This is a genomic window from Pseudooceanicola nanhaiensis DSM 18065, from assembly GCF_000688295.1.
GTDB lineage: Bacteria > Pseudomonadota > Alphaproteobacteria > Rhodobacterales > Rhodobacteraceae > Pseudooceanicola > Pseudooceanicola nanhaiensis.
Window position 1 is genome coordinate 186,565 of record NZ_JHZF01000014.1, and the last position, 12,116, is coordinate 198,680.

Here is a 12,116-nt window from a genome sequence, read left to right on the forward strand (position 1 = left end):
GCACGGGCGCTCCTTGTCGCGGGGCCGGACGCAGGGTCCGGCCCGGGGGACGTCAGTAGGTGGTGGGCATCCCGCGCAGCGCGCCCTCGAGCGCGGCGTAGGCCCAGGTGTCGCGGCCGCCGCGCGCCTCGATCTCGCGCAGCTGGCCGAGCGCGCCGGCGAGGTCGCCCTGCTCGATCAGCCCCTGGCCCATGTAGGACCGCGCGAGCACGTGATCCGGATCGGCCGCGAGGGCGCGCCGGTAATAGGCCATCGCCGTATCGAGGTCGCCCTGCTTGCGATGCACGAAGCCGCGGTAGTTCAGGAAGCGCGGATCCCCGGGGGTGCGCGCCGTGTCCATCACCATCATCGCGCTGTCATACCGGCCCGCGTAGGCCAGTTCGCGCACGGCCGCATAGCGGCTGTCGTCGTCGATCAGCGCGGCGGAGGACTTGATGCAGGTCCTGGTCTTCTCGTCGTAGACCATCCCGTCCTCGCATTCGGTCGAGGTTTCGGTCGGTTTCGGCGGTGTCGAGCTGTCGGACCCCGCGGCGTAGACCGGCAAGGCGAGGAAAAGCGTTGAAATACAGACAGGTGCAAGGGCAGTGAGGCGCATCGGAGGTCCTTTCGGAATGGCCGCTATGACGTAAGGGTAACACGTTACGGTCGTGCCGGGAGTCACGGCGCTGTGACCGAAGAGTTGCAGCGCAGTTTTTCGCAAATCGCGCGAAAAAACCTCTTGAAGTGAATCACGTTTGGCCCGATATGCGATTTCAAGACGCCAACGCACGCGCCTCTGTCGAAAGGACAGCCTCTGGGTAACTCGGGTCTTCCGGGGAACTAGGCGAAACTTCTAAGGTCATGTAGCGACGGTAACGTCTCCCGTAAACTGAGCGGCCTCCGGGCCGTCCCTAAGCGGTCTTCGGACCGGGTCTATTGGAGATGACCATGAACGCATACGTAGCCGATTTCTCGGCCCGCGCCGATATTGCACGCTCGAACCGTGTCGAATCCTACATCCGCGCCAACACCTTCGACCGTCCGACGCTCGTCCTCGACGTCGATCGCGTGGAAGAGCAGTACCATGCGCTGAAAGCCGGCCTCGGCCACGCCCGTATCCACTACGCGGTGAAGGCGAACCCGCAGCGCGAGATCATCGAGCGCCTGGTCGACCTCGGCTCGGGCTTCGACGCCGCATCGCGCGCCGAGATCGAGCTCTGCCTCTCGCTGGGCGCACGTCCGGACCACATCTCGTTCGGCAACACCGTCAAGAAGGTGCGCGACATCGAGTTCGCCTGGCACGCCGGTGTCACCCTCTTCGCGGCCGATGCCGAGGAAGAGCTCGAGAAGATTGCCGAACACGCCCCGGGCGCCGAGGTCTACGTCCGCCTGATCGTCGACGCCTCCGAAGCCGACTGGCCTCTGTCGCGCAAGTTCGGCATCGCCCGCGAAGGCGCCGTCCGCCTGCTCGACTTCGCCCGTGACCTCGGCCTGAAGCCCGTCGGCCTGTCGTTCCACGTCGGCTCGCAGACCAAACGCGCCGAGATGTGGACCACCACGCTCGACCAGGTCGCATCGGTCTGGAAAGCCGCGAAAGAGGCCGGCCACGAGCTGACCCTGCTGAACATCGGTGGCGGTTTCCCGGCCTATTACGGCGAGGAAATCCAGGGGCCGACCCCCTACGCCCGCCGCGTGATGGAGCTGGTGACCGAGCGTTTCGGCGACGTGCCGCACGTGATGGCAGAGCCCGGCCGCGGCCTTGTCGCCGAAGCCGGCATGATCGCCGCCGAAGTGCTGCTGGTGTCCAGGAAGTCGGACAACGACATGCACCGCTGGGTGTATCTCGACATCGGCAAGTTCTCGGGCCTTGCCGAGACGATGGACGAGGCGATCCGCTACCAGTTCACGACCGAGCGCGACCACGAAGCCATGGGCCCCTGCATCCTCGCAGGTCCGTCCTGCGACAGCGCGGACGTGCTCTATGAAAAACGCCCGGTGGAGCTGCCGGTGGGTCTGAAGTCGGGCGACCGTTTCATGATCCGCAACTGCGGCGCCTACACCTCGACCTACGCCTCGGTCGGTTTCAACGGCTTCCCGCCGCTGGACATCGTCGTCATCTGACCAGGCGCGAACGGGCGCGACACCATACCAGGGACGGGCAGAGCGCGGGTGATCCCCGCGCCGCGCCCGCGCCGGGATGACAAATCATCAGACCTTGAGGTGTCTGGGCGCAAAGGGAGAGAGAGCCCTCCGCGCCCTTTTTCCCGTGACGGGCATCCCGGGCGCTGCGGTCACGCGACTCCCCGGGCCGCGCCTTGGCCCGGCTCGAATCGAAACGGATGTGTCCCGGAGCCGGTCGATCCGGAGCGGGAAGGGACGCGCCCTCCCTCGGGCGGGCGCCCCTCCCTCAACGGTCAGCGATGCATCGTCACGCGCATGCCGGGGCTTCGGCACCACGCGGTGCCAATGCGCCCTCCCGGGGGGGAGGGAGGGCGCGGCCCGGCGTGCCGCCGGGCCATCCCCGTTCGAGCGGGGTGCCATGTGCCTCCCGCCGTATTTCGCCTGCCATCCCTCGTCCGCCGAATCCTCCCCGCCTCCCGCCGGGTAACCCCTGCCGCCATTTGCATTCCCCGCGCCGGCCGCAGATAGTCTTCCGGTCATGTCCTCGAACCGGGAGCACCTCCATGTCCATCCACATCGGCGCCGCGCCGGGCCAGATCGCCGAAACCGTCCTTCTGCCGGGGGATCCCTACCGTGCCAAATGGGCGGCCGAGACGTTCCTGTCCGATGTCACCTGCGTGAACGAGGTGCGCGGCATGCTGGGTTTCACCGGCACCTGGAAGGGCAAGAGGGTGACGATCCACGGGAGCGGGATGGGCATGCCCTCGCTGTCGATCTACGTGAACGAGCTGATCCGGGACTACGGGGCGCAGACGCTGGTGCGGATCGGCTCCTGCGGTGCGATGCAGGAGAGCGTGAAGGTCCGCGACGTCGTGCTCGGGATGGCGGCGACCACGGTCTCGACCCCCTCGCGCGGCATCTTCCGGGAGCTGAACTTCGCCCCGACCGCGGATTTCGGGTTGCTCCACGCGGCGTGGACGGCGGCGCAGGCCCGGGGCGTGACGACCCATGCGGGCAACATCTATTCCTCGGACGTCTTCTACGACGAACGGCCCGACCTGAACGAGCAGATGACCCGGCACGGGGTTCTCGCGGTCGAGATGGAGGCGGCCGAGCTCTACACCCTCGCCGCGCGGCACGGGCGGCGCGCGCTGGCGGTGCTGACGGTGTCCGACCACCTGCTGACCCACGAGGCGCTGCCCTCCGAGGACCGAGAGCGGAGCTTCGGCGACATGGTCGAAATCGCGCTGGAAGCGGCCTTCGCCTGAGCGGGAGCCGGGCCCGAGCCCGGCTTCCATCGCCGATCCCCGGTCCGCCATCAAACTGGCATTTCGCAGGGGGCGGGCGCTAAACCCCGTGTGTTCCGGAATAGCCGTTGACCGGCGGACTGGACCAGCCCTCCAGCGCCGCCTCATCCGGTGCGAAGACCTCGACGAGCAGGGGATGGCAGGCGGCGGCGTCCGAGGAATGCTCGGCCGAGCAATCCCCGCCGGGGCAGGCGGAGAGGGCGCCGAGCAGGTCGATCTCGGCGAAGAATTCCAGATGATCGCCGGGCCGCACCGGCGAGGCCTTCATGAAATACTGGCCGGTGTCGCGCGTGAAGCCGGTGCACATGAAGACGTTCAGCACGTCGTGCACCATGCGGGCCGCGTCGGCCACCGGCACCCCGGCCGCCGCCGCATAGGCGCGCGTCAGGTTCGAATGGCAGCAATGGTGGTACTCCGCCCCCGACAGCAGGTGATGCGTATGCGGATCGCACCGCGTGCCGATCACGTCGTGGACCCGGCCGCCGAAGGGGTCCTGCCCGTACCATCCGAGCGTGTCCTCCACCAAGGTCGCCATCGGGCGCAGGTAGGGAAAGGACGACCACATCCGGTGCCCGACGCCCAGGTGCGTGCCGTGCAGCGCCCGGGTCTTGCCGGAATAGAACCGCTCGTCATGGTTATCCGCCGCCCAGAGGTTCAGGTCGCCGACCTGTGGACCCTCGACGCTGGTGATGCGGAAGAAATGCCCGGCCGGGACGCGGAAGCTGGCGGCCTCGCGCGGCGGGGCCAGGGCCTCGTCGACCTTGCGCGCGCCCTTGCGCGCCCGGGCGTAGAGGGAGAGGTCCGGCTGCGGCAGCGTCTCGGTCGGGTAGCAGATGACCGGCGGGATCGCGCGCCGGGCCTCGGCGTCGGGTGGAGCGTCTGTCATGGGATGCACAATGGCGCGCCGCCCGGTGCATGGCAACAGGGGGGCAGAACCGCGCGGGGGGATTGAGGCCCGCCGCCGCAGCGTGTCTAGTCGGCACCGACGACAGAGACCCAACCCGAGAGGATGACATGGCGCAAGACAGCTATACCCCGCCCGACGTCTGGACGTGGAACAAGGAAAGCGGCGGCCGGTTCGCCAGCATCAACCGCCCCATTGCCGGGCCGACCCATGACAAGGAGCTGCCGGTCGGCGAGCATCCGTTCCAGCTCTATTCGCTGGCGACGCCCAACGGGGTGAAGGTCACGGTGATGTTCGAGGAGCTTCTCGCCGCCGGCCACGATGCGGAATACGACGCCTGGCTCATCAAGATCGGCGATGGCGACCAGTTCGGCTCGGGCTTCGTGGAGGTGAACCCGAACTCCAAGATCCCCGCGCTGATGGACCGCTCCGGGCCGGAGCCGGTCCGCGTCTTCGAGAGTGCCTCGATCCTGCTGCACCTCGCCGAGAAGTTCGACGCCTTCCTGCCGAAGGGCGCCGCGCGGACGGAAACGCTGAACTGGCTCTTCTGGCTGCAGGGCTCCGCCCCCTACCTCGGCGGCGGCTTCGGGCATTTCTACAGATACGCCCCGGAACGCTGGGAATACCCGATCGACCGTTTCACCATGGAGGTGAAACGCCAGCTCGACGTGCTCGACCGGCGGCTTGGCGAAAGCGAATACCTGGGCGGGTCCGAATATTCCATCGCCGACATGGCCACCTGGCCCTGGTACGGCGGCCTGGTGAAGAACGTGGTCTACGAGGCGGCGACGTTCCTCGAGGCGGACGGCTATACCAACGTCCTCCGCTGGGCCGAGGCCGTCGGCAAGCGCCCCGGCGTCCAGCGCGGGCGTATGGTGAACAAGGTATCGGGCGATCCGGCCACGCAACTCCACGAACGCCACGCCGCGTCCGATTTCGAGACCAGGACGCAGGACAAGATCGGGGGCTGATGCCCCCTGGGGCGGGTCGCGAGGCCCGCCCTCACCCCCGCCCGATATAGGGCATGTTGGTCGCCATGATGGTCATGAACTGCACGTTCGCCTCGGGCGGCAGCTCCGCCATGTGGAGCACCGCGCGCGCGGCATGGTCCACATCCATCGTCGGCGGTGCCTCGCCCGGCGGGGCCGCCTTCACCGCGGCCTCGAGCAGCGGCGTGCGGGCGTTGCCGATGTCGATCTGGCCGCAGGCGATGCCGAACGCCCGCCCGTCGAGGGACAGCGTCCGCGTCAGCCCGGTCACCGCGTGTTTCGTCGTCGTATAGGCCACCGAGCGCTCCCGGGGCACATGGGCCGAGATCGAGCCGTTGTTCACGATCCGCCCGCCCTGCGGGTCCTGCCGGCGCATCCGGCCGAAAGCGGCGCGGGCGCAGAGGAACATGCCGGTCACGTTCAGATCGACCACGGCGCGGAACTCCTCCGGGTCCATCTCGTCGATGAAGGCCGCCTTGCCGAAGGCGCCGGCGTTGTTGAAGAGCACGTCGATGCGCCCGGCCCAGTCGGTGAACCGGTCGAACGCCGCCTCGACCGCGCCCTCGTCGGTGACGTCGGCGGCGAGGCAGAGGGCGTTCTGCGATCCCTCCGCCACCTCGCGCAGCATCTCCTCCCGCCGGGCCAGCAGACCGACCCGCCAGCCCTCCGCCAGGAAGAGCCGCGCGCAGGCGGCGCCGATGCCCGAGGACGCGCCGGTGATCAGGATCGACCTCATTCCTCTTCCTCCGCCATGAGCGAAAGCGGCGCCACCGGGGCCGCCTTCAGGTCGTCGATCCGCAAGGGCCCCGAGGGTTTTGCCAGCCGGTTGCGCACGATCCAGTAGAGCCGTTCCTCGGCCCGGGTGATCGCCACGTAGGCGAGCCGCTTCCACAGCGGCTGTCCCGCCTCGTTCCGACCCGTGCGGGCGGCGGCATAGAGGTCGGGGGCAAAGACCTGCACGTTTTCCCATTGGGAGCCCTGCGCCTTGTGGATCGTCACCGCCGCGCCGTGCAGGAAGGTGGCGCCCATGCGGGCGGCGTAGGGGATGAAGGGCTCTTCCTCGTCGGGCTTCTCGATCTTCACGATCGAGGCGGCCGAGACCTGCGGGTTCTCCGCCCCCATCACGTGGAGCCGGGAGAACCCGGGCTTGGAGCCGGGCCCGAGGTAGATCACCTGCGCGCCCTTGATGAGCCCGCGCGCCTCGAGGTCCAGCCGCCGTTTGCGATGCTTCAGCGGCAGCTCGATCCCGTCGCAGATCAGCGGCTCTCCCTCCAGCAGCGCATCCTCCGGCGCGCCGTGCACCGACCGGAAGGCCTGGATCAGCCGGATGCGGGTGGCGTTGCGCCAGACCAGCACGGGGGAACGCGCCATCAGGTCGACCTCGACGCGCTGGCCCCAGATCACGCGGTCGTCCTGCGCCGCCTTTTCCTCGACCATCCGTTCGAACTGGTGGAACTCGAGCGCCGGGTCCGCGAGCGCATGGGCGAGGTCGAGGATCGGGTTGTCGGCGTCCTGCCGGTGGATCCGGCTCAGGTGCCTCACCGAAGGCGCGGGCAGCCCGTCGAAGACCATCTTGCCCGACTGGTTGACGGGCGCGAGCTGCGCCGGATCGCCGAACAGGAGGAGCGTCGGGAAGATCTCCTTCAAATCCTCGAACTGCTTGTCGTCGAGCATCGAGGCCTCGTCCACCAGCCCCAGATCCAGCGGATCGTCGCGGCGCTTCCAGCCGGTGATGAAATCGGACCCCCTCAACCCCGCCGCGGCCAGCGCTCCCGGGACCGAGTTGTTCGTCTGGTAGAAGGCGAAGGCCCGGTCGAGCGCGTTCTCGGACAGGCCTTCGATCTCGGGCCGGTCGCCTTCGCCGGCGAGCCATTCGGCGATCTTCTCGTATTCGGGGTCATAGACCGGCGAATAGATGATCCGGTGGATCGTCGTCGCGGGCACGCCCCTCAGCCGCAGGACCGAGGCCGCCTTGTTGGTCGGCGCGAGGATCGCGAGGGTCCGCTTCTCCTTCGTCTTCTTCGGTTCGTAATCGCCCGAGACGATGCCGACGCCCGCCTCCTTCGCGGCCCGGACGACCTCGGCCAGCAGCAGGGTCTTGCCCGAACCGGCCTTGCCGGTCACGGCCATGACCTTGGTATTGCCTTCGCGGGGCGGGCGGGTGCTGCCCGCGTCCAGATCGATGCCCGCGCCGCGCAGCATTTCGGCGATGGCGTCATGGGCTTCGGCCTGATCGTGAGAGAGCGTCAGGGCGGGCAGGGGGGCGGGGGGTGTCATGCGGCGACACTAGCCGCGCAGGCCGCCGGGCGCCAGCGGATCAGAGCCGCATGCGCGCCTGCGCCAGCGCCTGCGCGGCGGCATGGGGGTGGTGGTCCGGGCCCCGGGCCTGCGGCGGGCCCGTCCGATCGGACGCCGGAGGCCGTCTAGGTCAGTGACGGCCTCCGGCGCGGTCCGCGACTCGGCGGGTGACGTGGTCCGTGAGTGGTGCATCCGTGCCGCGTGGTTCCCGGTTCGGGTGGCGGGTTCCGTGGGCGACGGAAAGGGCGGCCTGCAATCGGTCCGAAAGATCCTCGAGCCGGTGCCTGTCGGTATATGTCTTCAGGTCGGCAAGGACGCCGATGATCCAGTCATGTGCCATTTCCGTTCCCCGAAATGATCATCTCTCATGCGAGTTAACGAAGCGTTAACGCCCGCGGCGCTCTCCGCACCGCAAGGAGGGTCGGCGGCAGGACAGGCCGGATCCATTCCCCGATTCCGGGGGGAAGCCCCTCGGACACATCGCTGAAATCCGGAGCTTGAGGCACGAAAAAGCCCCCGAAGCGCGCGGCTCCGGGGGCTTTTGGGCGGCTGGGGCCGCGGATCAGCGTCCGGCTTCGAGAACGTCCTCGACGGTGCGCAGGCCCGGGCGGGGCGATTGCACCAGGACGGCCATGTTGCCCGGTTTGTGCTCGTTTCGCATCATCTTCATGTGCGCGGAGGGGATCTCCTCCCAGGGGAAGACCTCGGACATGCAGGGATCGAGCCGCCGCTCGATCATCAGGCGGTTGGCCGACGCGGCCTGCTTGAGGTTGGCGAAGTGCGAGCCCTGCAGGCGCTTCTGGTGCATCCACATGTAGCGCACGTCGAAGGTGGTGTTGAAGCCGGAGGTCCCGGCGCAGATCACCACGATCCCGCCCTTCTTCACCACGAGGGTGGAGACCGGGAAGGTCGCCTCGCCGGGGTGTTCGAAGACCATGTCGACGTTCACGCCCTTGCCGGTGATGTCCCAGATCGCCTTGCCGAACTTGCGGGCTTCCTTCAGCCACTCGTTGTACTCGGGCGAGTTCACGGTGGGCAGCTGGCCCCAGCAGTTGAATTCCTTCCGGTTGATGACGCCCTTCGCGCCCTGGTCCATGACGAACTGGCGCTTGCTCTCGTCCGAGATCACGCCGATCGCGTTGGCCCCCGCGGTGTTGGCGAGCTGGATGGCGTAGGAGCCGAGGCCGCCGGAGGCCCCCCAGACAAGGACGTTCTGCCCAGGCTTCAGCTCGTGCGGATGGTGGCCGAAGAGCATCCGGTAGGCGGTGGCGAGCGTCAGCGTGTAGCAGGCGCTTTCCTCCCAGGTCAGGTGCTTGGGCCGCGGCATGAGCTGCTGCGCCTGCACCCGGGTGAATTGCGCGAAGGAGCCGTCGCCGGTCTCGTAGCCCCAGATCCGCTGGGAGGGCGAGAACATCGGGTCGCCGCCGTTGCATTCCTCGTCGTCGCCGTCGTCCTGGTTGCAGTGGATCACGACCTCGTCGCCGACCTTCCAGGTCTTCACCTTGTCGCCGACGGCCCAGACGATGCCCGAGGCGTCGGAGCCCGCGATGTGGTACTCCTGCTTGTGGACATCGAAGGGGCTGATCGGCTGGCCGAGACCGGCCCAGACGCCATTGTAGTTCACGCCCGCCGCCATCACGAGGACGAGAACCTCGTGGCTGTCGATGGCCCATGTGTCCACGACCTCGACCTCGAAGCTCTTGTCGGGCTCGCCGTGACGCTCGCGCCGGATGGCCCAGGCGTACATCTGCTTTGGCACGTGCCCGAGCGGGGGCATTTCGCCAAGTTCGTAAAGGTCCTTCTTGGGCGCGTCGTAGGGCGCGACAGCCGCTTCCTTGTCCAGTGCCATGTGGGCCTCCTGCATGTCCTTTTGCCGCGATGCAGAATCGCGGCGTCTGTGCCTCGAATATAATCGGGTGCGCAACAATGCAATGCCGCATGGGCGCGGTTTTGAAATTTTATGACCGAGCAGCCGCAGAAAATTGCGCGCCGGGCGGGGATCGGCCGCCGGGTTCATGCTCTCTCGCGCCAATGATGCTTGGGTTTGCCCGGCTTGGCGAGAGAGTCCCGCAGCCGGGCGACGCGGGATCGCGGAAATTCGCAGCGACGGGCGAGGACATGCCGGGCTCCCGGCGCGCGACGCCGCGTTGCGGCGAATTGACATCGCCACATTCTGACCGATAGTTACACGCACACGAAAGAAAATTACCCGCGCGATTCACGAGAGGCTAGCCATGACCGACGCTCCGAAAAAGGACAGACCCTGGCTCTTCCGCACCTATTCGGGCCATTCGACGGCCTCGGCCTCGAACGCGCTCTACCGGTCGAACCTGAAGCGCGGCCAGACCGGCCTGTCGGTCGCTTTCGACCTGCCGACCCAGACCGGCTATGACAGCGACCACGTGCTGGCGCGGGGCGAGGTGGGCAAGGTCGGCGTGCCGATCTCTCACCTGGGTGACATGCGCACGCTCTTCGACCAGATCCCGCTGGCCGAGATGAACACCTCGATGACGATCAACGCGACCGCGCCGTGGCTGCTGGCGCTCTACATCGCGGTGGCCGAGGAACAGGGCGCGTCGCCCGAGGTGCTGCAGGGCACGGTGCAGAACGACCTGATCAAGGAATACCTGAGCCGCGGCACCTATATCTGCCCGCCTCAGCCCTCGCTCAGGATGATCGCGGACGTGGCCGAGTACTGCTATCGGCACGTGCCGAAGTGGAACCCGATGAACGTCTGCTCCTACCACCTGCAGGAGGCGGGCGCGACGCCCGAGCAGGAGCTGGCCTATGCGCTGGCGACCGGCATCGCGGTGCTCGACGAGCTGCGGCCCCGGGTGCCCGAGGAGGATTTCCCGACGGTGGTGGGGCGGATCTCGTTCTTCGTGAACGCGGGGATCCGCTTCGTGACCGAGATGTGCAAGATGCGCGCCTTCGTGGACCTCTGGGATGAGATCTGCCGCGACCGCTACGGCGTGGAGGAGGAGAAGTTCCGCCGCTTCCGCTACGGGGTGCAGGTGAACAGCCTCGGGCTGACCGAACAGCAGCCGGAGAACAACGTCTACCGGATCCTGCTCGAGATGCTGGCGGTGACGCTGTCGAAGAAGGCGCGGGCCCGGGCGGTGCAGCTGCCCGCGTGGAACGAGGCGCTCGGCCTGCCGCGGCCCTGGGACCAGCAATGGTCGCTCCGGATGCAGCAGATCATGGCCTACGAGACGGACCTGCTGGAATTCGACGATCTTTTCGACGGCAACCCGGCGGTGGACCGGAAGGTCGCGGCGCTGAAGGAGGGGGCGCGGGCCGAGCTGGCCAACCTCGAGTCGATGGGCGGCGCGGTGAAGGCCATCGAATACATGAAGTCGCGGCTGGTCGATTCGAACGCCGAGAGGGTGAACCGGATCGAACGGGAGGAGACCGTCGTCGTCGGCGTGAACCGCTGGCAGGAGGCCGAACCCTCGCCGCTCATGGGCGAGGACGGGGGAATCATGACGGTGGACCCGGCGGTCGAGGCCGATCAGGTCGAGCGGCTGAACGCCTGGCGTGCCGAGCGGGACGAGGCGGCGGTGAAGGCCGCGCTCGAGGCCCTGCGCGAGGCGGCGGCGATGAACGAGAACGTCATGCCGGCCTCGATCCACGCGGCGAAGGCCGGGGTGACGACCGGCGAATGGGCGGCGGTGATGCGCTCGGTCCATGGCGAGTACCGCGGGCCGACCGGCGTCGCGGCGGGCATGTCGAACAAGACCGAGGGGCTGGAGGAGATCCGGGCGGCGGTCGACGCGGTCAGCGACCGGCTGGGACGGCGGCTGAAGTTCGTCATCGGCAAGCCCGGGCTCGACGGGCATTCCAACGGCGCCGAGCAGATCGCCTTCCGCGCGCGGGACTGCGGGATGGACATCGACTACCAGGGGATCCGGCTGACGCCCGAGGAGATCGTCGAGAAGGCGCAGGCCGAGCAGGCGCATGTGGTGGGGCTGTCGATCCTGTCGGGCTCGCACATGCCGCTGGTCGAGGACGTGCTGGCCCGGATGCGCGAGGCCGGCATGGGCGACGTGCCGGTGATCGTCGGCGGGATCATCCCCGAGGCCGACGCGAAGGCGATGCTGGGCATGGGGGTGGCGCGGGTCTACACGCCGAAGGATTTCGAGCTAAATGCGATCATGATGGACGTCGTGGCGCTGGCCGATCCGAAGGCCGTGGCGGCCGAGTGACGTCCCCCCGAGGGGAGAACATGACCGAGGAATGCCGCCATCTCAGGGTGACGGGCCGCGTCCAGGGCGTGGCCTTCCGTGCCTGGACAAAGGGCCAGGCCGAGAGGCTGGGCCTCCGGGGCTGGGTGCGGAACGAGGATGACGGCTCGGTCACCGCGATGGTCTGCGGCGCGCGCAAGGCGCTCGAGGAGATGGTCACCGCCTGCTGGCAGGGTCCGGGCGCGGCGGAGGTGCGCGACGTGCAGTCCGAGGCGGCGCCGGCGGAGCCCTGCGACGGGTTCGAGATCCGCAGGTGATGGCGCCGGGCGCGGCC

The 12,116-nt window shown here is 68.1% G+C and carries 10 protein-coding genes; 5 read left to right on the forward strand and 5 right to left on the reverse strand.

Translation table 11 applies throughout. The features are described 5' to 3' along the window. Nucleotides 1-52: 52 nt before the first annotated feature. Complete coding sequence (locus tag Q344_RS0117920) at nucleotides 53-595, reverse strand: tetratricopeptide repeat protein (protein ID WP_028287975.1); 543 nt, start codon at nucleotides 593-595, stop codon at nucleotides 53-55. 332 nt (nucleotides 596-927) lie between these two features. Between Q344_RS0117920 and Q344_RS0117925 the strand changes: the two genes are divergently transcribed. Together Q344_RS0117925 and deoD are read left to right on the forward strand one after the other, a co-directional pair. Further along, on the forward strand, nucleotides 928-2,100 hold the full coding sequence (locus Q344_RS0117925; protein ID WP_028287976.1) for a type III PLP-dependent enzyme: 1,173 nt from the start codon (nucleotides 928-930) through the stop codon (nucleotides 2,098-2,100). Nucleotides 2,101-2,663: 563 nt separating this feature from the next. Beyond that, complete coding sequence (gene deoD / locus Q344_RS0117930) at nucleotides 2,664-3,368, forward strand: purine-nucleoside phosphorylase (protein WP_028287977.1); 705 nt, start codon at nucleotides 2,664-2,666, stop codon at nucleotides 3,366-3,368. 79 nt (nucleotides 3,369-3,447) lie between these two features. Here deoD and Q344_RS0117935 read toward each other — a convergent pair whose 3' ends face one another. Then, on the reverse strand, nucleotides 3,448-4,293 hold the full coding sequence (locus Q344_RS0117935) for an urea carboxylase-associated family protein (RefSeq protein ID WP_028287978.1): 846 nt from the start codon (nucleotides 4,291-4,293) through the stop codon (nucleotides 3,448-3,450). Nucleotides 4,294-4,421: 128 nt separating this feature from the next. Here Q344_RS0117935 and yghU point away from each other — a divergent pair, with 128 nt between their 5' ends. Beyond that, complete coding sequence (gene yghU / locus Q344_RS0117940; RefSeq protein WP_028287979.1) at nucleotides 4,422-5,282, forward strand: glutathione-dependent disulfide-bond oxidoreductase; 861 nt, start codon at nucleotides 4,422-4,424, stop codon at nucleotides 5,280-5,282. Nucleotides 5,283-5,313: 31 nt separating this feature from the next. Here yghU and Q344_RS0117945 read toward each other — a convergent pair whose 3' ends face one another. The 3 genes from Q344_RS0117945 to ccrA all read right to left on the reverse strand — a co-directional run bounded on the left by Q344_RS0117945 (nucleotide 5,314) and on the right by ccrA (nucleotide 9,447). Further along, a complete protein-coding gene (locus Q344_RS0117945; protein WP_028287980.1) occupies nucleotides 5,314-6,036 on the reverse strand; it encodes an SDR family oxidoreductase in 723 nt (240 codons plus the stop codon). Then, the gene (locus Q344_RS0117950) at nucleotides 6,033-7,577 is read right to left on the reverse strand and encodes an ATP-dependent DNA helicase (RefSeq protein ID WP_036539850.1); all 1,545 of its coding nucleotides are present in this window, start codon (nucleotides 7,575-7,577) and stop codon (nucleotides 6,033-6,035) included. Before Q344_RS0117950 ends, Q344_RS0117945 begins: the two co-directional genes overlap by 4 nt. A gap of 583 nt (nucleotides 7,578-8,160) precedes the next feature. Further along, a complete protein-coding gene (gene ccrA, locus Q344_RS0117955; protein WP_028287982.1) occupies nucleotides 8,161-9,447 on the reverse strand; it encodes a crotonyl-CoA carboxylase/reductase in 1,287 nt (428 codons plus the stop codon). 385 nt (nucleotides 9,448-9,832) lie between these two features. Here ccrA and Q344_RS0117960 point away from each other — a divergent pair, with 385 nt between their 5' ends. Next, entirely contained in the window at nucleotides 9,833-11,803 is a 1,971-nt protein-coding gene (locus tag Q344_RS0117960; RefSeq protein ID WP_028287983.1) for a protein meaA, read from the forward strand. A gap of 20 nt (nucleotides 11,804-11,823) precedes the next feature. Next, nucleotides 11,824-12,099 carry an acylphosphatase gene (locus Q344_RS0117965; RefSeq protein ID WP_051630810.1) on the forward strand — a complete coding sequence of 92 codons (276 nt, stop codon included), beginning with the start codon at nucleotides 11,824-11,826 and terminating at the stop codon, nucleotides 12,097-12,099. Nucleotides 12,100-12,116 lie beyond the last annotated feature (17 nt).

What these genes read in the sequence shown, in the direction of transcription:
- yghU (WP_028287979.1), top strand. Translation starts at nt 4,422, where the DNA reads ATGGCGCAAGACAGCTATACCCCGCCCGACGTCTGGACGTGGAACAAG.
- Q344_RS0117935 (WP_028287978.1), bottom strand. Translation starts at nt 4,293, where the DNA reads ATGACAGACGCTCCACCCGACGCCGAGGCCCGGCGCGCGATCCCGCCG.
- Q344_RS0117945 (WP_028287980.1), bottom strand. Translation starts at nt 6,036, where the DNA reads ATGAGGTCGATCCTGATCACCGGCGCGTCCTCGGGCATCGGCGCCGCC.
- Q344_RS0117920 (WP_028287975.1), bottom strand. Translation starts at nt 595, where the DNA reads ATGCGCCTCACTGCCCTTGCACCTGTCTGTATTTCAACGCTTTTCCTC.
- ccrA (WP_028287982.1), bottom strand. Translation starts at nt 9,447, where the DNA reads ATGGCACTGGACAAGGAAGCGGCTGTCGCGCCCTACGACGCGCCCAAG.
- Q344_RS0117950 (WP_036539850.1), bottom strand. Translation starts at nt 7,577, where the DNA reads ATGACACCCCCCGCCCCCCTGCCCGCCCTGACGCTCTCTCACGATCAG.
- Q344_RS0117960 (WP_028287983.1), top strand. Translation starts at nt 9,833, where the DNA reads ATGACCGACGCTCCGAAAAAGGACAGACCCTGGCTCTTCCGCACCTAT.
- deoD (WP_028287977.1), top strand. Translation starts at nt 2,664, where the DNA reads ATGTCCATCCACATCGGCGCCGCGCCGGGCCAGATCGCCGAAACCGTC.
- Q344_RS0117965 (WP_051630810.1), top strand. Translation starts at nt 11,824, where the DNA reads ATGACCGAGGAATGCCGCCATCTCAGGGTGACGGGCCGCGTCCAGGGC.
- Q344_RS0117925 (WP_028287976.1), top strand. Translation starts at nt 928, where the DNA reads ATGAACGCATACGTAGCCGATTTCTCGGCCCGCGCCGATATTGCACGC.